The organism is Mycobacterium sp. (genome assembly GCF_035499775.1).
Classification (GTDB): domain Bacteria; phylum Actinomycetota; class Actinomycetes; order Mycobacteriales; family Mycobacteriaceae; genus Mycobacterium.
Genome location: NZ_DATJYB010000040.1, coordinates 1 through 24,607, shown reverse-complemented (window position 1 = coordinate 24,607; position 24,607 = coordinate 1). Strand labels below are relative to the sequence as shown.

Annotated in this window: 21 protein-coding genes and 1 pseudogene; 18 read left to right on the top strand and 4 right to left on the bottom strand. The window is 66.1% G+C overall.

Annotation, left to right across the window (positions count from 1 at the left end):
- The 3 genes from VML93_RS02405 to clpP2 all read left to right on the top strand — a co-directional run.
- Window positions 1-184, top strand: a 184-nt coding sequence (locus tag VML93_RS02405) for a hypothetical protein (protein ID WP_325607295.1), incomplete at its 5' end; no start/stop codon positions are given.
- A gap of 117 nt (window positions 185-301) precedes the next feature.
- Window positions 302-910, top strand: a complete 609-nt coding sequence (locus tag VML93_RS02400; protein WP_325607293.1) for an ATP-dependent Clp protease proteolytic subunit — start codon at window positions 302-304, stop codon at window positions 908-910.
- The gene (clpP2, locus tag VML93_RS02395; RefSeq protein WP_325607291.1) at window positions 907-1,542 is read left to right on the top strand and encodes an ATP-dependent CLP protease proteolytic subunit ClpP2; all 636 of its coding nucleotides are present in this window, start codon (window positions 907-909) and stop codon (window positions 1,540-1,542) included. The genes VML93_RS02400 and clpP2 overlap by 4 nt, the downstream gene beginning before the upstream one ends.
- Here clpP2 and mmuM read toward each other — a convergent pair.
- Window positions 1,539-2,420, bottom strand: a complete 882-nt coding sequence (gene mmuM / locus VML93_RS02390; RefSeq protein ID WP_325607289.1) for a homocysteine S-methyltransferase — start codon at window positions 2,418-2,420, stop codon at window positions 1,539-1,541. The genes clpP2 and mmuM overlap by 4 nt on opposite strands.
- A gap of 304 nt (window positions 2,421-2,724) precedes the next feature.
- Here mmuM and clpX point away from each other — a divergent pair, with 304 nt between their 5' ends.
- From clpX to VML93_RS02360, 6 genes are all read left to right on the top strand, one after another.
- Entirely contained in the window at window positions 2,725-4,005 is a 1,281-nt protein-coding gene (gene clpX / locus VML93_RS02385) for an ATP-dependent Clp protease ATP-binding subunit ClpX (protein WP_325607287.1), read from the top strand.
- Window positions 4,006-4,054: 49 nt separating this feature from the next.
- Entirely contained in the window at window positions 4,055-5,260 is a 1,206-nt protein-coding gene (locus VML93_RS02380; RefSeq protein ID WP_325607301.1) for an MFS transporter, read from the top strand.
- A gap of 229 nt (window positions 5,261-5,489) precedes the next feature.
- Window positions 5,490-7,439 carry a 2-oxoacid:acceptor oxidoreductase subunit alpha gene (locus tag VML93_RS02375; protein ID WP_325607285.1) on the top strand — a complete coding sequence of 650 codons (1,950 nt, stop codon included), beginning with the start codon at window positions 5,490-5,492 and terminating at the stop codon, window positions 7,437-7,439.
- Window positions 7,440-7,505: 66 nt separating this feature from the next.
- Window positions 7,506-8,585, top strand: a complete 1,080-nt coding sequence (locus tag VML93_RS02370) for a 2-oxoacid:ferredoxin oxidoreductase subunit beta (protein WP_325607299.1) — start codon at window positions 7,506-7,508, stop codon at window positions 8,583-8,585.
- Between the two features lies 1 nt (window position 8,586).
- A complete protein-coding gene (gene mobA / locus VML93_RS02365) occupies window positions 8,587-9,192 on the top strand; it encodes a molybdenum cofactor guanylyltransferase (protein ID WP_325607283.1) in 606 nt (201 codons plus the stop codon).
- Window positions 9,193-10,071: 879 nt separating this feature from the next.
- Window positions 10,072-10,686, top strand: coding sequence for a transglycosylase family protein (locus VML93_RS02360; RefSeq protein WP_325607281.1), 615 nt, complete (start codon window positions 10,072-10,074; stop codon window positions 10,684-10,686).
- An 89-nt stretch (window positions 10,687-10,775) separates the two neighbouring features.
- Here VML93_RS02360 and VML93_RS02355 read toward each other — a convergent pair whose 3' ends face one another.
- The 3 genes from VML93_RS02355 to VML93_RS02345 form a co-directional block, all read right to left on the bottom strand.
- Entirely contained in the window at window positions 10,776-11,237 is a 462-nt protein-coding gene (locus VML93_RS02355; protein ID WP_325607279.1) for a hypothetical protein, read from the bottom strand.
- A 13-nt stretch (window positions 11,238-11,250) separates the two neighbouring features.
- A complete protein-coding gene (locus tag VML93_RS02350; RefSeq protein WP_325607277.1) occupies window positions 11,251-11,715 on the bottom strand; it encodes a hypothetical protein in 465 nt (154 codons plus the stop codon).
- Between the two features lie 356 nt (window positions 11,716-12,071).
- Complete coding sequence (locus tag VML93_RS02345) at window positions 12,072-13,238, bottom strand: FAD-dependent oxidoreductase (protein WP_325607297.1); 1,167 nt, start codon at window positions 13,236-13,238, stop codon at window positions 12,072-12,074.
- 31 nt (window positions 13,239-13,269) lie between these two features.
- Here VML93_RS02345 and VML93_RS02340 point away from each other — a divergent pair, with 31 nt between their 5' ends.
- From VML93_RS02340 to VML93_RS38820, 9 genes and pseudogenes are all read left to right on the top strand, one after another.
- On the top strand, window positions 13,270-14,526 hold the full coding sequence (locus VML93_RS02340; protein WP_325607275.1) for a trans-acting enoyl reductase family protein: 1,257 nt from the start codon (window positions 13,270-13,272) through the stop codon (window positions 14,524-14,526).
- A gap of 117 nt (window positions 14,527-14,643) precedes the next feature.
- The gene (locus VML93_RS02335) at window positions 14,644-15,228 is read left to right on the top strand and encodes a DUF937 domain-containing protein (protein ID WP_325607273.1); all 585 of its coding nucleotides are present in this window, start codon (window positions 14,644-14,646) and stop codon (window positions 15,226-15,228) included.
- Window positions 15,229-15,384: 156 nt separating this feature from the next.
- Window positions 15,385-15,996: a LysM peptidoglycan-binding domain-containing protein gene (locus VML93_RS02330; RefSeq protein ID WP_325607271.1), complete on the top strand. Its 612-nt coding sequence runs from the start codon at window positions 15,385-15,387 to the stop codon at window positions 15,994-15,996.
- Window positions 15,997-16,070: 74 nt separating this feature from the next.
- Entirely contained in the window at window positions 16,071-18,731 is a 2,661-nt protein-coding gene (locus tag VML93_RS02325; protein ID WP_325607269.1) for a valine--tRNA ligase, read from the top strand.
- Entirely contained in the window at window positions 18,728-20,131 is a 1,404-nt protein-coding gene (folC, locus tag VML93_RS02320) for a bifunctional tetrahydrofolate synthase/dihydrofolate synthase (RefSeq protein WP_325607267.1), read from the top strand. Before VML93_RS02325 ends, folC begins: the two co-directional genes overlap by 4 nt.
- Window positions 20,128-20,499 carry a DUF4233 domain-containing protein gene (locus VML93_RS02315; RefSeq protein ID WP_325607265.1) on the top strand — a complete coding sequence of 124 codons (372 nt, stop codon included), beginning with the start codon at window positions 20,128-20,130 and terminating at the stop codon, window positions 20,497-20,499. Before folC ends, VML93_RS02315 begins: the two co-directional genes overlap by 4 nt.
- Before the next feature lie 48 nt (window positions 20,500-20,547).
- Window positions 20,548-20,958 (top strand): nucleoside-diphosphate kinase, encoded by a 411-nt coding sequence (gene ndk / locus VML93_RS02310; protein WP_325607263.1) that lies wholly within the window; start codon window positions 20,548-20,550, stop codon window positions 20,956-20,958.
- 316 nt (window positions 20,959-21,274) lie between these two features.
- On the top strand, window positions 21,275-24,133 hold the full coding sequence (locus tag VML93_RS02305) for a translation initiation factor IF-2 N-terminal domain-containing protein (protein ID WP_325607261.1): 2,859 nt from the start codon (window positions 21,275-21,277) through the stop codon (window positions 24,131-24,133).
- A gap of 85 nt (window positions 24,134-24,218) precedes the next feature.
- A pseudogene (locus VML93_RS38820) lies at window positions 24,219-24,377 on the top strand (IS481 family transposase); the annotation flags it as partial.
- Between the last annotated feature and the right edge of the window lie 230 nt (window positions 24,378-24,607).

Below are 24,607 nucleotides of genomic sequence, written 5' to 3'. Positions count from 1 at the left end.
CGAGCATGACCACGATCACGACGACTTCGAGGACGACGAGGACGACGACTTCGAGGACGAGACCGACGAGACCGACGAGGACGACGACTTCGAGGACGAGACCGACGAGACCGACGAGACCGACGAGACCGACGACGAAGCTGCCGAGGCCGAAGATGACGCGGCCGGTGACGTCAAATCATGAAGCTGTGAGCGAACGCGCCCATTTCACGGGATGCGTGACCCCCACACAGTTGGTTGGGTTGGTTAGTGTCGGTGCATACAGAACTCAAGAAAGCGCGAGAAAGCAGGTGTCCCCACTGTGAGCAAAGCGACTGAGATGCGTTCGGCCTCGCCTGGCCTTTCCCTCACGGACTCGGTCTATGAGCGCTTGCTCGCGGAGCGCATCATCTTCCTGGGTTCGGAGGTCAACGACGACATCGCCAACCGGCTGTGCGCGCAGATTCTGCTGCTCGCCGCCGAGGACAGCGAGAAGGACATCAACCTCTACATCAACTCCCCGGGTGGATCGATCAGCGCGGGCATGGCGATCTACGACACCATGGTCCTGGCGCCGTGCGACATCGCCACCTATGCCATGGGGATGGCCGCCTCGATGGGCGAATTCCTGTTGGCGGCGGGCACCAAGGGCAAGCGTTACGCCCTGCCGCACGCCCGAATCCTGATGCACCAGCCGCTGGGTGGGGTGACCGGCAGCGCGGCCGACATCGCCATCCAGGCCGAGCAGTTCGCCGTCATCAAGAAGGAGATGTTCCGGCTCAACGCCGAGTTCACCGGCCAGCCGATCGAACGCATCGAGGCGGACTCCGACCGCGACCGCTGGTTCACCGCCCCGGAAGCCCTGGAATACGGCTTCGTCGACCACATCATTACCCGCGCCGCCCACATCACCAATGGAGAAGCCCAGTGAATCCCGAAACCCAACCCCAGGCGCGCTACATCCTCCCGTCGTTCATCGAGCACTCGAGCTTCGGCGTCAAGGAGTCCAACCCCTACAACAAGCTGTTCGAGGAACGCATCATCTTCCTCGGCGTGCAGGTCGACGACGCGTCGGCGAACGACATCATGGCGCAGCTACTGGTGCTGGAGTCGCTGGACCCCGACCGCGACATCACCATGTACATCAACTCGCCGGGCGGTGGGTTCACCTCGCTGATGGCGATCTACGACACCATGCAGTACGTGCGTGCCGACATCCAGACCGTGTGTCTGGGCCAGGCCGCGTCGGCCGCCGCCGTGCTGCTGGCCGCCGGGACGCCGGGCAAGCGCATGGCGCTGCCGAACGCGCGTGTGCTGATCCATCAGCCGTCGCTGTCGGGTGTGATACAGGGGCAGTTCTCCGACCTGGAGATCCAGGCCGCCGAGATCGAGCGGATGCGCACCCTGATGGAGACCACGCTGGCCCGCCACACCGGCAAGGACGCCGCGGTGATCCGCAAGGACACCGACCGGGACAAGATCCTGACCGCCGAAGACGCCAAGGAATACGGGATCATCGACACCGTTCTCGAGTACCGCAAGCTCTCCGCGCAGAGCGCCTAGCGGCCCAGCGCGGTCGCCAGCCCGGCGATATCGGCGGGCCCTACCCGGCAGCATCCGCCGACGATGCGCGCCCCGGCGGCAACCCACTGCGATGCCAGTTCCGCGGAAAACCGGGACGGGCCGGTCCAAGCCCTGCCGTCCCAACGCTCACCGCTGTTCGGGTAGACGATCACCGGCTTGCCGACCGCCGAGGCGATCCCGATCGCCGGCAGCACATCGTCGGGTGCGCAGCAGTTGACGCCCACCGCGACGATCTCGGGTACCCCGGCGGCCACCGCGAATGCTTCGGAGAGTGGCTGCCCGGCCCGGGTCCGGGTCCCGTCGATGGTGTAGCTGAGCCAGGCCGGCACCCCGACCGAGCGCACCAAGTCGACCAGCGCCTCGCCCTCGTCGACGTCGGGCACGGTCTCGCACGCCAGCACATCCGCGCCGGCGTCGGCCAGCACTTCCAGCCGCGGGCGATGCCAGCGCGTCAGTGCCACGACGGACAGGCCATAGCGGCCGCGATACTCGGAGCCGTCGGCGAGGGCTGCGCCGTACGGTCCGACGGAGGCGGCCACCCACGCGTCGCTCACGCCGATCTCGTCCCGTGCGGCCTTGGCGAGTTCGACGCTGCTGCGCAGCAACCCCGAAGCATCGTCCGGGCCGACACCGTGGGCCGCGAAGCCGTCGAACGATGCCTGGTAGCTCGCCGTCGTCGCGATCATGGCGCCGGCGCGGAAGTAGGCGGCGTGCACCGCGACGATCTCCCGCGGGGCGTCCGACAGCAACTTCGCCGACCACAGCGGGTCGGACAGATCATTCCCGCGGGCCTCCAGCTCAGTGGCCAGGCCGCCGTCACTGATCAGCACGGATTCGCCGGGGAAGACCCATCCCACACAGTCACTGTAGGGTGATTTTCCGGGGGGTCTGCCCGCCCGGGACGGCCTGACGTACCTCGTTCGGGTAACGACCGCGACACGCCAGAGACACAGATAGCGCGTCTCGGCAAGTGCGGGGTGCCGTTCGGCTATATGTTTCATTGAGACAGGCAAGGCGTGAACACCCACGAAATACCAATCACGCGATTCAGCGCTAACGGTCGCGGTGAGCCTCAGCTAGCGGGTAGCGTCGGGGAATACACGCGGCACGGCTAGACACACGGTGATGTAGGAACGACAAGGAAGTAGGCCCTGAAGCATCATGGCGCGCATTGGAGACGGCGGTGACTTGCTGAAGTGCTCGTTCTGCGGGAAGAGTCAGAAACAGGTCAAGAAACTCATTGCCGGCCCCGGCGTGTACATCTGCGATGAGTGCATCGACCTGTGCAACGAGATCATTGAAGAGGAACTCGCCGACGCCGACGATGTGAAACTCGACGAACTGCCCAAGCCCGTCGAGATCCGCGAATTCCTCGAGGGATACGTCATCGGGCAGGACACCGCCAAGCGGACGCTGGCCGTGGCCGTCTACAACCACTACAAGCGAATCCAGGCCGGCGAGAAGAGCCGTGACTCCCGGCACGAGCCGGTCGAGCTGACCAAGTCCAACATCCTGATGCTCGGGCCCACCGGCTGCGGCAAGACCTACCTGGCCCAGACGCTGGCCAAGATGCTCAATGTCCCGTTCGCCATTGCGGATGCGACGGCACTTACCGAGGCCGGTTACGTCGGCGAGGACGTCGAGAACATCTTGCTCAAACTCATCCAGGCCGCCGACTACGACGTCAAGCGCGCCGAGACCGGCATCATCTACATCGACGAGGTGGACAAGATCGCCCGCAAGAGCGAGAACCCGTCGATCACCCGTGACGTCTCGGGCGAAGGCGTCCAGCAGGCCCTGCTGAAAATCCTGGAGGGCACCCAGGCATCGGTGCCGCCGCAGGGCGGTCGCAAGCACCCGCACCAGGAGTTCATCCAGATCGACACCACCAATGTGTTGTTCATCGTCGCGGGCGCGTTCGCCGGGCTGGAGAAGATCATCTACGAGCGGGTCGGCAAGCGTGGCCTGGGCTTCGGCGCCGAGGTCCACTCCAAGGCCGAGATCGACACCACCGACCACTTCGCCGACGTGATGCCCGAGGACCTGATCAAGTTCGGCTTGATCCCCGAATTCATCGGCCGTCTCCCGGTGGTCGCCTCGGTCACCAACCTCGACAAGGAGTCGTTGGTCAAGATCCTGTCCGAGCCGAAGAACGCTCTGGTCAAGCAGTACATCCGGCTCTTCGAGATGGACGGCGTGGAGTTGGAGTTCACCGACGACGCGCTGGAAGCCATCGCCGACCAGGCGATCCACCGCGGCACCGGCGCCCGCGGCCTGCGCGCCATCATGGAAGAAGTCCTGTTGCCGGTCATGTACGACATTCCGAGCCGCGACGACGTCGCCAAGGTGGTCGTGACCAGGGAGACCGTCAAGGACAACGTGCTGCCGACGATCGTGCCGCGCAAGCCGTCACGCTCCGAGCGCCGCGACAAGAGCGCGTAGGTAGGACCGCCGCACGCCCGGTGTCAGTCAAGACGTCGTTCCGCGGCGTCTGAGCCAGTCGCTTGACCTACTGAACTTTCTGTTAGCCGACGTCCGTGACGGGCTGGGCCCTTACCTGTCGATCTACCTGTTGTTGACCCACCACTGGGACCAGGCGTCGATCGGGTTCGTCATGGCGGTCGGCGGCGTCGGCGCGATCCTGGCGCAAGCTCCGGTCGGCGCGCTGGTCGACCGGACCACGGCCAAGCGAGCGCTGATCGTCGCGGGCGCGTTGACGGTCACCGCCGGATCGCTGGCGATGCCGCTGTTCCCCGGGTTCTATTCGATCTCGGTGTTACAGGCGCTCACCGGCATCGCCGGATCGGTGTTCGCGCCGGCGCTGGCCGCCATCACCCTGGGTGTCGTCGGGCCGCGGTTGTTCTCCAGGCGGATCGGACGCAACGAATCGTTCAACCACGCCGGCAACGCGTCGGCCGCCGCCCTCACCGGCGGGCTGGCTTACTTCTTCGGACCGGTGGTGGTCTTCTGGGTACTCGCCGTCATGGCAGCGAGCAGCGTGGCTGCGACACTGCGGATTCCGCGCGACGCGATCGACCATGACGTCGCCCGCGGCATGGATCACGCACCGGGAGAGCCGCACACCGAACCGTCCCGGATCACCGTGCTGCTGCACAACCGCAGACTGATGATTTTCGGCGCGGCGGTGGTGGCGTTTCACTTCGCCAACGCAGCCATGCTGCCGCTGGTCGGTCAGCTGTTGGCGCTGCACAACAAAGACGTCGGGACCGCGCTGATGGCGGTCTGCATCATCGCCGCACAGGTCGTCATGGTGCCGGTGGCCTACCTCGCCGGAGCCAAGGCCGACTCCTGGGGGCGAAAGCCGATCTTCTTGACCGGATTTGCGGTCCTCGCCGTCCGCGGGTTTCTGTACACGCTGTCGGGCAACTCGTATTGGCTGGTCGGCGTGCAGCTGCTGGACGGCGTCGGGGCCGGAATCTTCGGCGCGCTGTTTCCGCTCGTCGTGCAGGATGTCACGCACGGAACCGGCCGGTTCAACGTCAGTCTGGGGGCGATAACGGCCGCGACTGGCATCGGTGCGGCGGTGTCGAACCTCGTCGCGGGGTCGATTGTGGTAGCCGCCGGCTACAACGCCGCGTTCATGTCTCTGGGCGCGATCGCCGGCGCGGGCCTGGCGCTGTACCTGTTCGCCATGCCGGAGACAGCGGGCCGACACGACCCCGAAACGGGGAAGTGACCAATACCACAGTTTTACCGCAAAGTCGACGCCGCCCCCGCCTGACGTCGGTTTTTGCAGCTTAAGGGCGGTTAGACCGGATTTTGGAATGGCCGTATCGGGCGCCAAGCAGTGCCATAATTGATACCACTAGTGGCGTAATGCGTGGGTGCGTGGGGGCCACTCCCTCGGCGCGTAACCTGAACCTGCAGCGGAGTGCCTGTCCGGGTAAGAAATGGAAGGCGAAGACGTGGATTCGAACGGCAACGAAGCCGGGCCAGAGTCTCATAACGGTGCGGGCGGGTCCACCCGGCAGCGCCTGGAAAATGTCGTAATCCGTTTCGCCGGTGACTCCGGCGACGGTATGCAGCTGACCGGTGACCGATTCACTTCGGAGGCAGCGCTTTTCGGCAACGACCTGGCCACCCAGCCGAACTATCCCGCCGAGATCCGAGCGCCGGCAGGCACCCTGCCCGGAGTTTCGTCCTTCCAGATTCAAATCGCCGATTACGACATCCTGACCGCCGGTGATCGGCCGGACGTCTTGGTCGCGATGAACCCGGCAGCGTTGAAGGCCAATCTCGGCGACTTGCCACGCGGCGGAATGGTGATCGCGAATTCCGACGAGTTCACCAAACGCAATCTGACCAAAGTGGGCTATGTAACCAACCCGCTGGAGACCGACGAACTCGAGGAATACGTCGTCCAAGCCGTGCCGATGACCTCGCTGACCTTGGGGGCCGTCGAGGCGATCGGGGCGACGAAGAAGGACGGCCAGCGCGCCAAGAACATGTTCGCGCTGGGCCTGTTGTCGTGGATGTACGGGCGGCCGATCCAGACCAGCGAGAACTTCATCAGGGAGAAGTTTGCCCGCAAGCCCGACGTCGCAGAGGCCAACGTGCTGGCGCTCAAGGCGGGCTGGAACTACGGCGAGACCACCGAGGCTTTCGGCACCACCTACGAGGTTTCCAAGGCGTCGTTGCCGGCCGGCGAGTACCGGCAGATCTCCGGCAACACCGCGCTGGCCTACGGCATCGTGGCGGCCGGTCAAATGGCCGACAAGCAAGTCATGCTCGGCAGTTACCCGATCACACCGGCGTCGGACATCCTGCACGAGCTGTCCAAGCACAAGAACTTCAATGTCATCACCTTCCAGGCCGAGGACGAGATCGGCGGCATATGCGCCGCCATCGGCGCTTCCTACGGTGGCGCGCTGGGGGTCACCAGCACCTCGGGCCCGGGTATTTCGCTGAAGTCCGAAGCGCTCGGGCTTGCCGTGATGACGGAGTTGCCGCTGATCGTCATCGACGTGCAGCGCGGCGGACCGTCGACCGGTCTGCCCACCAAGACAGAGCAGGCCGACCTGCTGCAGGCGCTGTTCGGCCGCAACGGGGAGTCACCGGTGGCCGTCGTGGCGCCCCGGTCTCCCTCCGACTGCTTTGCCACCGCCCTCGAGGCGGTGCGGATCGCGGTGTCGTATCACACCCCGGTGATCGTGTTGTCCGACGGGGCGATCGCCAACGGCTCCGAGCCCTGGTGCATCCCGGACGTCAGTTCGTTCAAGCCGATCACGCACATATTCGCCAAACCGGGTGAGCCCTTTGAGCCCTACGCCCGCCACCGAGAGACCCTCGCCCGCCAGTTCGCGGTGCCCGGGACCCCAGGGCTCGAGCACCGCATCGGCGGCCTGGAGGCGGCCAACGGGTCCGGCGACATCTCCTATGACCCCACGAACCACGATCTGATGGTTCGGATCCGCAAGGCAAAGATCGATGGCATCAGCGTGCCCGACCTGGAGGTCGACGACCCGACCGGCGACGCCGAGTTGCTGCTGATCGGATGGGGTAGCTCCTACGGACCCATCGGTGAAGCCTGCCGACGGGCGCGGCGCAGGGGCACCAAGGTTGCGCATGCGCACCTGCGTTACCTCAACCCGTTCCCGGCCAACCTGGGCGAGGTGTTGCGGCACTACCCGCGGGTGGTGTGCCCGGAGATGAACATGGGGCAGCTGGCGATGCTGCTGCGCGCCAAGTACTTGGTCGATGTCCACTCGGTCACCAAGGTCAAGGGCGTCTCGTTCCTGGCCGACGAGGTAGGCCGTTACATCAGGGCCGCGCTGGCCGGGCGGTTGGACGAACTCGAGCAAGACAAGGCAATAATCGCCCGATTGTCAGCGGCGGAAGTGGGAGCCAGCGCATGACGATGCAGAGCGAAGCGATGATGCAGAGCGAAGCGATGAGGAGGAGCGGCGCTCGTGACTAACGTGATGAGCAACCTGGTAGGCACGGACCTCGGTGTGACGCCGAAGTTGACCAAGAACGCCGGTGTGCCCACCACCGATCAGCCACAGAAGGGCAAGGACTTCACCAGTGACCAGGAGGTCCGCTGGTGCCCCGGCTGCGGTGACTACGTCATCCTGAACACCATCCGCAATTTCCTGCCCGAGCTCGGGCTGCGCCGCGAGAACATCGTGTTCATCAGCGGCATCGGATGCTCGAGCCGTTTCCCGTACTACCTGGAGACCTACGGGTTCCACTCGATCCACGGTCGCGCGCCGGCGATCGCGACCGGCCTGGCGCTGGCCCGCGAGGATCTGTCGGTATGGGTGGTCACCGGCGACGGTGACGCCCTGTCGATCGGCGGCAACCACCTGATTCACGCGCTGCGCCGCAACGTCAACATCACGATTCTGTTGTTCAACAACCGGATCTACGGGCTGACCAAAGGCCAGTATTCACCGACCTCGGAAGTCGGCAAGGTCACCAAGTCCACTCCGATGGGTTCGCTGGATCACCCGTTCAACCCGGTGTCACTCGCGCTGGGCGCCGAGGCGACGTTCGTGGGCCGCGCACTGGACTCCGACCGCGCCGGCCTGACCGAGGTGCTGCGCGCCGCCGCCCAGCATCGTGGTGCCGCCGTGGTCGAAATCCTGCAGGACTGCCCGATCTTCAACGACGGCTCGTTTGACGCGCTGCGCAAAGAAGGCGCCGAAGATCGAGTGATCAACGTCCGCCACGGTGAGCCGATCGTGTTCGGCGCCAACGGCGAATACTGCGTGGTGCAGTCCGGTTTCAGCCTCGAGGTGGCCAAGACCGCCGACGTGGCCGTCGAAGAGATCGTCGTGCACGACGCACATGCCGACGACTCGGCCTACGCGTTCGCGCTGTCTCGGCTTTCCGACCAGAACCTCGATCACACCGTCCTGGGCATCTTCCGCCACATCAGCCGGCCCACCTACGATGACGCGGCCCGCTCGCAGGTCGAGGCCGCGCAGTCGTCGATCCCGCACGACGCCACCGCGCTGCAATCGCTGCTGCGTGGCCGCGATACCTGGACCGTCGACTGACGTGGCCGCTCCGACGCCCGACGCAGTCTCACTGGCCGGGGTTCTCCTCGCTGGAGGCGAATCCCGGCGCATGGGGCGAGACAAAGCCACGATGCGGATCCCCGGGGGAACCACCACGCTCGTCGAGCACGTTGCCGGCGTGCTCGCGCAGCGCTGCGAGCAGGTTTTCGTGATGGCGGCGCCCGGGCAACCGCTGCCCAAGCTGCAGGTTCCGGTCCTGCGCGACGAGATGCGGGGGCTGGGGCCGTTGCCGGCGACGGGGCGTGGTCTGCGTGCGGCCGCCGAGGCCGGGGCACGGCTGGCATTCGTGTGCGCCGTCGACATGCCTTACCTGACAGTCGAATTGATCGACGAGCTGGCCCGCCTGGCCGCCAAGACGAACGCCGAGGTGGTACTGCCGTGGGACGGTCGCACGCATTACCTGGCCGCGGTGTACCGGACCGATCTCGCCGATCGGGTGGACGCGCTGGTGGCCGCCGGCAAGAGCAAAATGAGCGACTTGATTGACGCCTCGGACTCTCAGCAGATCGTGATGTCGGATTCGCGATCGCTGACCAACCTCAATTCGGGGACCGACCTACGCGCTCTGGCGCAGCCCGGTTCCTGATTCCGCTTTCTTTAAATCGCCATTATTCGGCGATTCCTTTATGACGCGCATTTGCATCGACACGCTGTGATGAATTACTGCGCATACATTCAGCTCTGCCCCCCTCGGCATGCTTCGAATTGTGTTGCAACAGCGGTGCTTTGGGATATCTGCCGATCCACTCCGGTCGGTATTGCAGCAAACTTGCTGGTTTGAAATTGGCGGCCCAGCCGCCGGCGCGGCCTTGCCCGGTTCCCGATGGCGCGGGTCGCCGGCTGCGCAGCTCGCGAGACGAGGGTGTTCCATGCGATGAATACTGAAGTGGCACTGTTCGTTTGGTGGACAGAAGGCGGGCCCTACCCGGCCGGGTTGTCCGGGCTGTTCGGCCTGTACCCTGCTCCGTCGCGGTACCTGAGGGGCGGTAACCGAAGCCGGTTGCCGCGGCTTCGTGGGCAAAAAACCGTGTTCCAGCTCACAAAATGTGGGTGATTCGGCTCACGATAACGACGCGGCGGCCATCGATTGATACGGGTCGCAAACACACTGTTGACCTGCAATAACCATTCCTCGGCCGCGTCGTGATCGCTTCGTTATAGAAGCGGTATATCCGCGCACCCGAGATGACGAATGCATTCCAGTCTCGTACCGTCTTTCCATAGCCCGTCGCCGGGCACACCAGAAAATTGAATCCACGGACCCGCGTGTGAGCGGGGTTGCGGTCGGCTAGAGCTTGCAGGAGTCGCCGCGGCCGGCGGTTAGGACCGCCGGGCAGATCTAATGCCCCGCTGCCGTGCCTGAACGAGACGGCACGTCCCAGAGCAAGCAGTTTTCGCATAGATACAGCACCCCAACCCACAGCGTGGGCTGGCTCTGGCGCGCGCAACCGCGAAAGGAACACTGTTGAAGAACGTCCGTAAGACGCTCATCGTCGCAGCGCTCACAGGGACGCTCGTGACTCTGCCGTCGGCCGCTACCGCGAATGCGGACCCGACGGGCTTTGATCCCAACAACGTGGCGCCAGCCGGCCCGCCCGCGCCGGACGCCGCGCCTCCGGCTCCCGCCGGCTTTGACCCGAACGTCCCGCCGCCGCCCCCGGTCCCGGAGGCTCTGGCGCCGGTCGACGCGCCGCCCGCGGCGCCGGCCGGTTTCGACCCGAACCTCCCGCCGCCTCCGGCCCCGCCGGCGCCCGACGCGCCGCCGCCGCCGGCGCCGCTCGGCTTCGACCCCAACGTTCCGCCGCCCGCGCAGGCGCCGCCGATTGAGACGCCGCCCGCTCCCCGGGCGTACAGCGTCAACTGGGACGCCATCGCGCAGTGTGAGTCCGGTGGAAACTGGGCCATCAGCACCGGCAACGGGTTCTCTGGCGGCTTACAGTTCACCCCCAGCACCTGGCACGCCAACGGTGGCTCGGGTTCCCCGAACGGCGCGAGCCGTGAGGAGCAGATCCGGGTGGCCGAGAACGTCTTGCACTCGCAGGGCATCGGGGCCTGGCCGGTCTGCGGCCGACGCGGCTAGTCAACCAGCGGTACGAGGGGTAAATGCCGGGCGCTTTGCGCCCGGCATTTCTCGTCGCCGACGCCTGGCCGGCTCAGGACTCGTGGCGACTACCGCGACGGAGGCCGGCCTTCGGGATATTTCAGCTCGTGGGCTCTGGCTGTCATCTTTACTCCGTCTTCGCTGTCGAGAGTGCCAAAGAACGCCAAGGCCGCGAACGGGACGATGGTGCACGACAGCAGCATTCCGGTAACTGCAAACCCCACGCCCCATGTCCTGGTCACGGTCAATACGAACGATAAGACTATTGCTGCAATGCAGGCGACAAACCACAGTCGCCAGCGCCAAAGTCTCACCTTTGTTGTCCGCACATCTGCGAGGTCGACCTCAATCGGTTCTCCGCAGGATTCGCACGCTATTGAATGCTTCGCCCAACCTTCAGAGGGCCTTTGTAGTCGAATCATCGTGTAACCGTATCCGCGGTTGAAATTTTCCCGCGCGGGCACCATGTGCGAGATCGCGATCGTCGGCTGATTGCCGACTTCGTAATGGAATAATTTGCTGAAACTCATGCCATCACGCTTCTCAAGCCTGAGATTGTTGCTTTTGCTTTTGCTTCTGAGGATATTTCAACGCATGATCTGAAGAGCTTTTGAGCCGGACGCCGTCCTCGACCTCCACCTTGTGCATAGGGTAGATAAGCCAGAAGCACGACACCATGATGATCAAACCTGCAGCGCTGCCGCCCTTCATGGTCAGCACGACGATGACGCACAGCGCGATCGTCGCGACCACGACGAGCCGCCAAATCCACAAATGAAACTTTGCAACTGACGGCGCCGCGACCTTGAGGTCGAATATCTGGTTGCAAACGCCGCACTGGGTTTCGACATTCTGCCAGCCGGACGCGGGGCGCCGGTCAATTGGCGTAAGGCGGTATGTCGTGGTGCTGCCGCCACTGTAGCTGGAATAGGCTACTTTGTGCGCTAACATGATTCGCGGTTCCGCGGCCACTTGGTAATAGAACATCTTAGTGAAGGTGTTGGGCATCAGTTATTCGTCTTTCTTGGGTTCTTGAGTTTCTTGGGTTCGATCAGATGGGTCACCGCCGTGCCCGAAGGGCGGTGGTGGCGCTGGGTTTACGGCACACAAATTTCCGGCGACAGCACGCGCAATAGAAAGAACTGACAACCGCGCCTCACCCCCCGGTACTGACTGCGTGTCACGCGGCCCTGCCGACCACGCTCGCCCAGCGACGCTGACGCGGTACCCTACCGGGCGCTCAGCGAAGATATGGACTGTGCACGTCGAAGTCATGCCAAGTTCAAATATTTGCCCGATCGCGGTCAAACGTGCCTGGTCATTGTGCTTTCTGCGGCGACGACACGAGTGATCGGCAGACGGACTCAGCTACCTCCGTCGGCCCAGGGCGGCAACTCGAACGCCGACCCTGATGCCACCGAAGCCAGATGGCGGATGAACAGCGTCTCGGGCACCAGCCCACTGGCGCGCAAGGCTGCCGCACTCAGGAACGCCGGACGCAGGTTGATCATCCGGCCGAGCAGTGCCGACTCACGCACCAGCGACGTGATCCGCGGTCGGCGGAAGGCGGCGAACTGGGCGAAGGCCGTCGACAGTTCGGTGGTCCGGTCGACGAAGGCCCCCAGAATCGCGGCGTCCTCTATTCCCTGGCAGCCGCCCTGGCCCAGGTGCGGACGCATCGGATGGGCGGCATCACCGACCAGCAGTACCGGCCCTCGCGCCCAGCAGCGTGCCGGACTGCGGTCATAGAGGTCATTGCGCACCACGTCGTCGGGCGCGGTCGCAGCCAGAATCCCCGGGATGGGTTCGGGCGATCCCGCCAGCTTGGCCCGCAAGTACGGCAACTCACCCTCCGCGGCAAGCTGCCCCTCGGGAGCGCGTTCGGTGGTGTACCAATAGGTGCGGTCCGGTCCCATCGGGACGTGGCCGGTTTCCGTCCCGGGCGCAAGCGTCGCGCCGGCGAGTTCGGGGTCCAGGGCGTAGGTAGCGATCCCGCGCCATGCCGTATAGCCGGCGTAGCGGTTGTTCAGTCGACCGTTGAGGTGGCGGGCCACCATCGAGCCGGTGCCGTCGGCGCCGACCACCGCATCCGCATGGCGGACCGTGTCGTCCGACAACTTGATCTCTATGCCGTCGGCGGTGGCCAGAAGTCCGTCGGCGGCCTGCCCGTGCTCGATACCGCTGTGGCGCACTGCCGCGGTAAGGATGTCGCGCAGCGTCGAGCGTCGGATCACGACCAACGGCTCGCCAAGCGCCGAAATGACGATCTCGCTCGCCGGGTGACGCAGCCACGAGCCGTCGCGCCAGCGGAGCGCACCGCCTGCCACGCGCCCGCCGGCCTCCCGGACGGCATCACCCAGGCCGAGCCGGTCGAGCGCCGCCAGCGCGTTGGGCCAGATACTGATAGCCGCGCCGGTGGAGGTGTCGGTGCGCCGTTCGATGACGGTGACGTCGTGGTCACGCCGCTGCAGCGCCACCGCGGCTGCCAGGCCGGCGATACCCGCGCCGATGACCACGATCCGCGCCATCAGGTGAACATAGTCCCGGAGTAGCGTCGGGCCGGTGACCGCTACGCCGCGCGAATTCGACATCGTGTTGTACGGGGCGACCGGCTTCGTGGGGAAGCTGACCGCCGAATACCTGGCCCGGGCGGGCGGCGACGCGCGCATCGCGCTGGCCGGCCGGTCAACCGAACGGGTGCTCGAGATCCGCGACAGCCTCGGGGAGGCCGCGCAATCCTGGGGGGTACTGACCGCCGACGCCGCATCGCCGTCGACGATGGCCGCGATGGCCGCCCGGACGCAGGTGGTCGTCACCACGGTCGGCCCTTATATGCGCTACGGCTTGCCACTGGTGGCCGCGTGCGCCGAGGCGGGTACGGATTACGCCGATCTAACCGGCGAGCCGCCGTTCGTCCGCGAAAGCATCGATTTCTACCACAAGCAGGCCGTCGACACGGGCGCCCGCATCGTGCACGCCTGCGGGTTCGATTCAATCCCGTCGGATCTCAGCGTGTACGCGCTGTACCTTGCGGCACGCGAGGACGATGCCGGCGAGCTCACCGACACCGACTTCGTGGTGCGTTCCTTTGCCGGCGGGTTCTCCGGCGGGACCGTCGCGTCGATGCTGGAACTCCTGCGGGCGGTCTCGGGCGACGCCGACCTGCGTCGCCAGTTCGCCGACCCGTACACGCTGAGCACGGACCGCGGCGCCGAGCCCGAACTCGGCCGGCAGCCCGATCTGCCGTGGCGCCGTGGCGGTCAGATTGCGCCGGAACTGAAAGGACTGTGGACCGCCGGATTCCTGATGGCGCCCACCAACACGCGAATCGTGCGCCGCAGCAACGCATTACTGGACTGGGCATACGGTAAGCGGTTCCGGTACAGCGAAAACATGAGCCTGGGGTCCTCGCCGGTGGCGCCGGTGGCGTCGGCGGTAATCAGCGGGGTCGGCAACGCGATGAACGCAGTGGGCAGCCGCTACTTCCGGCTCCTGCCGCGCGGGCTGGTGGAGCGCGTCGCCCCCAAGCCCGGCACCGGTCCGAGCGAGGCGACCCGGGACAAGGGCTACTACCGGACCGAGACCTACACAACGACGACCAGCGGCGCCCGCTATGTGGTGCGCATGGCCCAGCAGGGCGACCCCGGCTACAAGGCCACCGCGGTGCTGTTGGGGGAGTGCGGTCTTGCCCTGGCAACCGACCGCGGCAAGCTCTCTGACCTGCGTGGCGTACTGACACCCGCGTCCGCGATGGGGGATGCGTTGTTGACCCGGTTCCCGGCTGCCGGAGTATCGCTGGAGACCGAGCGGCTGGACTGATCCAGCTACTTGAAATCGGCTTGCTCCTAGGGGTGCCGATCCACATCGCGTGCGTCTAGTGTCGTATTTCGTACATGGCTTTTGCTCTGCATTTCAGTGACGAAGGTGGTTGCAACGATGGCCGGTCTTGACGATCTTTACGCTCAAATCCCCACTTCTGATATCGCAAACAAGCTCGGAGCCGACGAAGGCGAGGTCGCCAGCGCGATTCACACGCTGGTGCCGGTGCTGCTCGGAGGACTACAGCACAACTCGGAGGACCCCGAGCACGCGAGCAAGATCGAGTCGGCGGCCAGCAGTCACGCCGCCAGCGGGTTGCTCGACGCCGGCGGGGGTGTCGACAAGGTCGACGAGAGCGACGGGCACCAGGCGGTCGCCTCGCTCTTCGGCGGCAACGACACCGACCAGGTCGCGGCGGCGCTGGCCCAGGGCGGTGTCGGCAACAGCCAACTGATCAAGCAGTTGCTGCCGGTCGTGCTCCCGATTGTGTTGGCCTACATCGGAAAACAGCTCACCTCGGGTGGTGGCGCGGCTACCCCGCAGAAGCAAGAGGCCTCCGGCGGCGGCCTGGGCGACGTGCTGGGCAGCATCCTCGGTGGCGGCGGCGACAAATCCCTTGGCGGCATCCTCGGCAGCGTGCTGGGCAGCAAGGGCGGCGGCCTCGGCGATATCCTCGGCGGCCTGCTCGGCGGCAAGAAGTAGCTCGACAGCGCACTCCACTTCGGAGTGTTCATCTTTCGTTTTCGGGGTGGTTTCGATTTGCGTCGAGAAGGTGATGCCCAGGCCCAATCAAGATCAGACGTCCGGCGCTCAGACCGGCCTCATGGATAACGACAACGGATTGGAGAAGAAATAGCCATGTCAGACACGCTTACCGAAGGCCAGAAGCTGGTCAGGGGCGAATCGCTGGTCTCGGCCAACGGGGCCTACAGCCTCACCCTGCAAGAGGACGGCAACCTGGTGCTCGCCTCGCGCGGCACCGCGATCTGGTCGAGCTCGACGAACGGCCAGGACGTGGTGCGCGCCGAAGTGCAGCCCGACGGCAATTTCGTCCTCTACACGGCGGACAAGCCGGTGTGGCACACCGACACCAAGGGCAAGAAGGACGTCAGGCTCGTGCTGCAGGACGACCGCAACCTGGTGCTCTACTCGGGCAACGGAGCGGCTTGGTCGACCAAGACCGAGACCGACCAGCCGCCGCCACCCGAGCCCGAGGCCGCCTCGGAGTCGGCCACTGACACCGGACCGGAAGACACCGCGGAAGCGGCCGCCGCGCCGGTCGAGGAAGCCGCCGGCGAGCCCGTTCCGGAACCCGCCGCGCGGACCTACACCGTGGTCTCCGGCGACACCCTGTGGGCCATCGCCGAGCAGTTCTACGGCGACGGCAGCAAGTACCAGGTCATCGCCGATGCCAGCGGCATCAGCAATCCTGACCTGATCCAGCCGGGGCAGGTGCTGACGATTCCCTGATCGCGGCCCTGATCGCGGCGACAGCGGCGTAGCGCACCTGCTACGCCGCTGTCGCCGTTTCCTAGACTTGACCGGTGACCGCCAGCCAACGCCCTGCCGCCGACTCGTTACCCAAATCGTGGGACCCGGCTGCGCTGGAGGGCCCGATCTACCAGAAGTGGCTGGAAGCGGGTTACTTCACCGCGGACCCGGCCAGCGCCAAACCGGCGTATTCGATCGTGCTGCCGCCCCCGAACGTGACCGGCACCCTGCATATGGGCCACGCGCTGGAACACACCATGATGGACGCCCTGACCCGCCGCAAGCGCATGCAGGGGTACGAGGTGCTGTGGCAGCCCGGCATGGACCACGCCGGTATCGCCACCCAGAGCGTGGTGGAAAAGCAGCTTGCGGTCGACGGCAAGACCAAACAGGACTTCGGCCGTGAGCTGTTCGTCGACAAGGTGTGGGACTGGAAGCGCGAGTCCGGCGGTGCCATCGCCGGCCAGATGCGTCGCCTCGGCGACGGCGTGGACTGGAGCCGCGACCGGTTCACCATGGACGAGGGCCTGTCGCGGGCGGTGCGCACGATCTTCAAGCGGCTCTACGACGCCGGGCTGATCTATCAAGCCGAGCGGCTGGTCAACTGGTCGCCGGTGCTCGAGACGGCGATCTCGAACCTCGAGGTCGACTACCTCGACGTCGAGGGCGAACTGGTGTCGTTCCGCTACGGTTCGCTCGACGACTCGCAACCGCACATCGTGGTCGCCACCACTCGGGTCGAGACGATGCTGGGCGACACCGCGATCGCGGTGCATCCCGACGACGAGCGCTACCGCCACCTGGTCGGCACCACGCTGCCGCACCCGTTTGTGGATCGGTCGATGATCATCGTCGCCGACGAGCACGTCGACCCCGGATTCGGCACCGGCGCAGTCAAAGTCACGCCCGCCCACGACCCGAACGACTTCGAGATAGGGCTGCGGCACCAGTTGCCGATGCCCTCGATCATGGACACCAAGGGCCGGATCGTCGACACCGGAACGCAATTCGACGGCATGGACCGCTTCGAGGCCCGGGTTGCGGTGCGCGAGGCCCTCGCCGCGCAGGGCCGGGTCGTCGAGGAGAAGCGGCCCTACGTGCACAGCGTCGGGCACTCCGAGCGCAGCGGCGAGCCGATCGAGCCGCGGCTGTCGCTGCAATGGTGGGTCAAGGTGGAATCGCTGGCCAAGGCCGCCGGCGACGCGGTGCGCAACGGGGACACCGTGATTCACCCCGCCAGCATGGAGCCGCGCTGGTTCGGCTGGGTCGACGACCTGCACGACTGGACTATTTCGCGACAGCTGTGGTGGGGCCACCGCATCCCGCTCTGGTACGGGCCCAACGGCGAGCAGGTCTGCGTCGGCCCGGACGAAACGCCGCCGGCGGGCTGGGAGCAGGACCTCGACGTGCTGGACACCTGGTTCTCGGCGGGGCTGTGGCCGTTCTCCACGTTGGGGTGGCCGGACAAGACGCCGGAGCTGGAAAAGTTCTATCCGACAAGCCTTCTGGTCACCGGCTACGACATCCTGTTCTTCTGGGTCGCGCGGATGATGATGTTCGGCACCTTCGTCGGCGATGACGACGCCATCACCCTCGACGGCCGGCGCGGCCCGCAGGTGCCGTTCACCGACGTGTTTTTGCACGGCCTGATCCGTGACGAGTTCGGCCGCAAGATGAGTAAGTCCAAGGGCAATGTGATCGACCCGCTGGACTGGCTGGAGAAGTTCGGGGCCGACGCGCTGCGCTTCACGCTGGCCCGCGGCGCAACGCCGGGCGGTGACCTGGCCGTCAGCGAGGACGCCGTGCGGGCCTCACGCAACTTCGGCACCAAGTTGTTCAACGCCACCCGATACGCCCTGATGAACGGCGCTGCGCTGACGCCGCTCCCGGCACCGGACGCATTGACCGACGCCGACCGGTGGATTCTGGGACGGCTGGAAGAGGTTCGCGCCGAGGTTGATTCGGCGTTCGACGGCTACGAGTTCAGTCGCGCCAGTGAGGCGCTCTACCACTTCGCCTGGGACGAATTCTGCGACTGGTACCTCGAATTGGCCAAAGCGCAGTTGGCCGACGGCATGGCGCACACCACCGCCGTGCTGGCCGCCGTACTGGACACGCTGCTGCGGTTGCTGCACCCGGTGATCCCGTTTCTCACCGAGGCGCTGTGGCAGGCGCTCACCGGCCGGGAATCACTGGTCATCGCCGACTGGCCGACGTCGTCCGGGATCAACTTGGATCCGATTGCCGCGCAGCGGATTAACGACATGCAGAAGCTGGTGACCGAGATCCGCCGATTCCGCAGCGATCAGGGCCTGGCGGACCGGCAGAAGGTCCCGTCCCGTCTCGGTGGAGTGGACGAAGCCGACCTGAGCACCCAGGTGGCCGCCGTGAGATCGTTGGCCTGGCTCACTGCGCCGGGCCCGGATTTCGGTGCGACGGCCTCGGTCGAGGTTCGGGTCGGCTCCGATATGAGAAGCACCGTCGTCGTCGAGCTCGACACGTCGGGCACCATCGACGTGGAAGCCGAGCGCCGTCGCCTCGAAAAGGATTTGGCCGCAGCGCAAAAGGAGCTGTCGTCGACCACCGCCAAATTGGCCAACGAAGACTTTCTGGCCAAAGCCCCAGAAGCCGTCGTCGGCAAGATCCGGGACCGGCAGCGGCTGGCGACCGACGAGGCCGAGCGGATCAGAGCCAGGTTGGCTGCGCTGCAGTGACTGACGCCGTTCCCACACCGGACGAAATCGCGTCCCTGCTGCAGGTCGAGCATCTACTGGACCAGCGCTGGCCGGAAACCAAGATCGAGCCCAGCCTGACCCGGATCAGCGCGGTGATGGACCTGTTGGGCTCGCCGCAACTCGGCTACCCGTCGATCCACATCGCGGGCACCAACGGCAAGACCTCGGTGGCGCGAATGGTCGACGCGCTGCTCACCGCGCTGCAGCGGCGCACCGGCCGGACCACCAGCCCGCACCTGCAGTCGGCGGTCGAACGCATCGCGATCGACTCGCGACCGATCAGCCCGGCCCAGTACGTGGCGACCTATCGGGAGATCGAGCCGTTCGTGCAGATGATCGACCGGCAGTCGCAGGACGCGGGCGGGCCCGCGATGAGCAAGTTCGAAGTGCTGACCGCGATGGCGTTCGCCGCGTTCGCGGACGCGCCCGTCGAGGTCGCGGTGGTCGAGGTGGGTATGGGCGGGCGCTGGGACGCCACCAACGTGATCAACGCCCCCGTGGCCGTCATCACCCCGATCAGCATCGACCACGTCGAGTACCTCGGAAACGACATCGCCGGAATCGCCGCCGAGAAGGCGGGAATCATCACCCGGGCGCCCGAGGGTGCCCCAGACACCGTCGCGGTCATCGGGCGTCAGGTGCCCGAGGCGATGGAGGTGCTGCTGGCCGCGTCGGTGCGCGCGGATGCCGCGGTGGCGCGGGAGGATTCCGAGTTCGCCGTGCTGGGCCGGCAGATCGCGATCGGCGGACAGGTGCTGCAACTGCAAGGTCTCGGCGGGGTGTACTCCGACATCTTCCTGCCGCTGCACGGTGAACACCAGGCGCACAACGCGGTGCTGGCACTCGCGGCGGTCGAGGCGTTCTTCGGCGCGGGCGCGCAGCGTCAGCTCGACGTCGAGGCCGTCCGGGCCGGTTTCGCCACCGTCACCAGCCCCGGACGGCTGGAACGCGTCCGCAGCGCGCCCACGGTGTTCGTCGACGCCGCGCACAACCCGGCCGGAGCGGCCGCGCTGGCCGAAGCGCTGGCCGCCGAGTTCGACTTCCGCATGCTGGTCGGGGTGCTCAGTGTGCTGGCCGACAAGGACGCGGACGGCATCCTCGCCGCGCTGGAGCCGGTGTTCGATTCCGTCGTCGTGACCCACAACGGTTCACCGCGCGCCATGGACGTCGAGTCGCTGGCGCTGGCGGCGCAGCAGCGCTTCGGACCAGACCGGGTGCTGACCGCGGAGAATCTGCGCGACGCCATCGACACCGCGACCGCGCTGGTCGACGAGGCGGCTTCAGAAGGAGATTCCTTTTCCGGTACCGGGATCGTTATCACCGGCTCGGTTGTCACCGCCGGCGCCGCTCGCAGCCTGTTCGGTCGTGATCCCGAATGAGCGACCAGACCCCGGCTGATCCGTGGAAGAGCTTCGCCGGGGTGATGTCCGCGACGCTGTTTCTCGAAGCGATCGTGGTGTTGCTGGCGATTCCGGTGGTGGGCGCCGTCGGCGGCGGGCTGACGGGTGCGTCGCTGGGCTATTTGATCGGCATGGCCGTGCTGTTGGTCCTGCTTGCCGCGCTGCAGCGCAGACCATGGGCGATCTGGGTGAACCTGGGCGTACAGGCGCTGTTGCTCGCGGGATTCGCCGTGTATCCGGGGGTGGGCTTCATCGGCGTGCTGTTCGGCGGCGTGTGGGCGCTGATCGTGTACTTGCGGGCCGAGGTCCGCCGCCGTCAGGAACAGGGGCCGTCTGCGCCGGACTGACCCGGGACTGAAAGGGAGCCCGCCCGTCCGTTGGGTACGCTGTGCGCCGTGACCGAACGGACTCTCGTACTGATCAAGCCGGACGGCGTCGAAAGGCAGCTGATCGGCGAGATCATCAGCCGGATCGAGCGCAAAGGCCTTACCATCGCGGCGCTGGAGCTCAGACACGTCAGCGAGGACCTGGCGAGCCACCACTACGCCGAACACGAAGGCAAGCCCTTTTTCGGCTCGTTGCTCGAGTTCATCACCTCGGGACCGGTGGTGGCGGCGATTGTCGAGGGCACCCGAGCGATCGCGGCGTTTCGGCAGCTCGCCGGCGGTACCGACCCGGTGGACAAGGCCACGCCGGGCACCATCCGCGGTGATTTCGGGCTGGAGACGCAGTTCAATCTGGTGCACGGATCGGATTCGGCCGAGTCCGCGCAGCGCGAGATCGCGCTCTGGTTTCCCGACGCCTGACCCGGTCGGACGGGGGGTTGCTGGGGCACCCCACTCACAAACGGATGACCTCGTCGAGTGATGTGGGATACTGACTGCGGGTGAACGTCGCCGGACCGGCTTCAGACACCCGAATGAAGACTTAGACAAGCGCGACCATCGCGATCGAGCGATGCGGCGCGGCATGCCGAGCCATCATTCAGCACGGCGCCGAGTGGGTTCTTTGAGCTGCTCGGCGCGAGACCATTACAAAGCCCGGGAGAAGTAACCCGGGCACATAGCGAAGCCCTCGCGTGGCCGCGTCGCAACGACGCGCCCGGGGGCTTGAGGAGAATACGTGGTAGACGGTGCCCCATCTTCAGAAACAGCAAATGAGCCCACACCGGACCAGGAACTGCCGGAGCGTCTGAGAGTCCATTCACTGGCACGAACGCTGGGAACCACCAGCAAGCGGGTGCTGGATGCGTTGAGCGCACTCGACGGGCGCATCCGCAGCGCACATTCCAGCGTGGACCGCGACGATGCCGCCCGGGTGCGCGAAATGTTGGCCGCCCAACCTCCGGAAAGCCCTGAAGGCCCTGCGACCGAGGTGCCCGTTGCGACCGAGCCGTCCGAGGAACCCGAGTCGCGGCTGATGCTGGAGACCGCGATCGAGCGGCCCCACTACATGCCGCTATTCGTTGCCCCGCAGCCGATAGAGGTCAATGAATTCCGCGGCAGCAGCGGCAGCGGTGATGGCGGGGACGACGACGATGACAGCGCGGACTCGGTGGACTCCGTGGATGACGCCGACGGCGACGACGAGGAAGAGCAGGCCGATCGGCCGGCCAACAAGCGACGCCGTCGCGGTCGTCGGGGCCGCGGCCGTGGCCGGGGCGAGCAGGGCGGATCCGACGGCCAGGGTGACGCTGACAGCGAAGAGACCGACTCCGGCGAATCCGAGGACGCCGAGGATTCCGACGACGCCGACAACGGTGACGAGGAGAACGGTTCGGCGGAGGCGGGCAACCGTCGCCGGCGGCGGCGCCGGCGTCGTAAGTCGGGGTCCGGCGACGACAACGACGACAGTCCGTCGCCTGACGACCCGCCGAACACCGTGGTGCACGAGCGGGCACCGCGCGCGGGCGGCGACAACGGCGGCAATGGTTCCGGAGCCTCTGGTGGCTCGGGGAGCAGCGAGATCAAGGGCATCGACGGCTCGACTCGGCTAGAGGCGAAACGGCAGCGCCGTCGCGACGGGAGGGACGCCGGACGGCGCCGCCCGCCGGTGCTGACCGAGGCCGAATTTCTGGCCCGGCGCGAAGCCGTCGACCGGATCATGGTGGTCCGCGACCGGGTTCGCAGCGAGCCGCCGCACCCCGGCGCGCGCTACACCCAGATCGCGGTGCTCGAAGACGGCATCATCGTCGAGCACTTTGTGACTTCTGCTGCCTCTGCGTCTCTGGTGGGCAACATCTACCTAGGCATCGTGCAGAACGTGCTGCCGTCGATGGAGGCGGCCTTCGTCGACATCGGTCGCGGGCGCAACGGCGTGCTCTACGCCGGTGAAGTCAATTGGGAGGCCGCAGGCCTGGGCGGGGCTGATCGCAAGATCGAACAGGCACTCAAGCCCGGCGACTACGTCGTGGTGCAGGTCAGCAAGGACCCGGTCGGACACAAGGGCGCCCGGTTGACCACACAGGTGTCACTGGCCGGCCGCTATCTGGTTTATGTGCCCGGCGCGTCGTCGACCGGGATCAGCCGGAAGCTGCCCGACACCGAGCGTCAGCGGCTCAAGGAGATCCTGCGCGAGGTGGTTCCGTCCGATGCCGGGGTGATCATCCGCACGGCTTCCGAGGGCGTCAAAGAGGACGACATCCGCGCCGACGTCACCCGGTTGCAGGAGCGCTGGCAGCAGATCGAGGCCACGGCGACCGAGACCAAGGAGAAGGCTGCCGGGGCGGCGGTCGCGCTGTACGAAGAGCCGGACGTGCTGGTCAAAGTGATCCGCGACTTGTTCAACGAGGACTTCGCCGGGCTCGTCGTGTCCGGCGACGAGGCGTGGACCACGATCAACGAGTACGTGAATTCCGTTGCCCCCGACCTGGTTTCGAAGCTGACTAAATACGAGCCGGCTGAGCTTTCTGAGGGCGTGCCGGGTCCGGATGTGTTCGCGGTGCACCGGATCGACGAGCAACTGGCCAAGGCGATGGACCGCAAGGTGTGGTTGCCGTCGGGTGGCACCCTGGTGATCGATCGGACCGAGGCGATGACGGTCATCGACGTCAACACCGGCAAGTTCACCGGATCCGGGGGCAACCTCGAGCAGACGGTGACCAAGAACAATCTCGAGGCGGCCGAGGAGATCGTGCGCCAGCTGCGGCTGCGTGACATCGGCGGCATTGTGGTCATCGACTTCATCGACATGGTGCTGGAGTCCAACCGCGACCTGGTGTTGCGCCGGCTTACCGAGGCGCTGGCCCGCGACCGCACTCGCCACCAGGTGTCGGAGGTGACGTCGCTGGGCCTGGTCCAACTGACCCGCAAGCGGTTGGGAACGGGGCTGATCGAGGCGTTCTCGACGTCCTGCCCCAACTGCAGCGGGCGCGGGATCCTGCTGCACGGCGACCCGGTCGATGCGGCCCCGCCGGCCAGCCGGAAGTCGGACTCCGGCGGTCGGCGAGGCAGGCGATCCAAGAAGGGTCGCGCCGACGAGCCAGCGGTGGCCAAGGTTCCCGCGCATGCGCCGGGCGAGCACCCGATGTTCAAGGCGATGGCCGCGGGCTCGTCCGGGGCCTCGGAGGTTGCTGACGGCCAGGACGGGGAATCCGGCGAGACCGATGAGGAATTCACTCGTCAGCCCGACGAGCAGGGTCCGACCGACGTGGAAGACACCGACCAGGACTTCGAAGACACCGACGAAGACTCCGAAGACGAAGACTCCGACGACGAGGACTCCGAAGACGAAGACGATGACGAAGACCTCGATGACGACGATGAGCTTGACGACGTTGATGAGGACCTCGATGACGACGATGAGCTTGACGACGTCGATGAGGATCTCGACGTCGAGGAGTCCGAGTCCGAGTCCGATTCCGACGACGAAGACTCCGACTCCGACGACCTCACCGCAGTGGTGACTGTTGAGGCACCGGAACGCCCGCGTCGCCGCCGCGCGGCCGGCCGACCCGCCGGCCCGCCCATCCACGTGGACTAATCGCAAGCTGGGTCGTTTGTCAGGTCGTTTGTCGGCCTGTTATTTCCCAGGACATCGGTGACAGTTCTGCTCCGACGCTCGTGGGGTGGCTGTTAATGAACCCATCGATCCTCGTGTTCGCCTTGCGATCTCGCAGTGGCCCGATGACGCGCCCCGCGGGGCGGTCACGACGTTCTGCGCCGAGCACGGCCTTTCCCGCAAGTCGTTGTACGAGTTGCGCAAGCGCGCGAAGACCGACGGGCCTTACCGTCACCGAAGTCCTGACACAGAACTGTCACCCATGTCCCGAGACATCACACGTCGTTTGTCGGCCGACCATGGCATAATCGAACCTATGTTCGAAGAAACATCTGAGCCGGAGCCGGACCCGCAGGCGGGGGGTGGTGATGGGTTCGAGTGGCTGGAGCAGCTGTGTACGCAGCGGACCCCGACCGCGGAGTCGGTGGGTTGGCTGGCGCAGATCAGCGCGGCGGT

Excerpts from the sequence above, each read along its gene's own strand:
- VML93_RS02315 (WP_325607265.1), top strand. The coding sequence starts at position 20,128 with ATGAGCGACCAGACCCCGGCTGATCCGTGGAAGAGCTTCGCCGGGGTG.
- VML93_RS02330 (WP_325607271.1), top strand. The coding sequence starts at position 15,385 with ATGTCAGACACGCTTACCGAAGGCCAGAAGCTGGTCAGGGGCGAATCG.
- clpX (WP_325607287.1), top strand. The coding sequence starts at position 2,725 with ATGGCGCGCATTGGAGACGGCGGTGACTTGCTGAAGTGCTCGTTCTGC.
- VML93_RS02355 (WP_325607279.1), bottom strand. The coding sequence starts at position 11,237 with ATGAGTTTCAGCAAATTATTCCATTACGAAGTCGGCAATCAGCCGACG.
- VML93_RS02335 (WP_325607273.1), top strand. The coding sequence starts at position 14,644 with ATGGCCGGTCTTGACGATCTTTACGCTCAAATCCCCACTTCTGATATC.
- VML93_RS02350 (WP_325607277.1), bottom strand. The coding sequence starts at position 11,715 with ATGCCCAACACCTTCACTAAGATGTTCTATTACCAAGTGGCCGCGGAA.
- VML93_RS02370 (WP_325607299.1), top strand. The coding sequence starts at position 7,506 with ATGAGCAACCTGGTAGGCACGGACCTCGGTGTGACGCCGAAGTTGACC.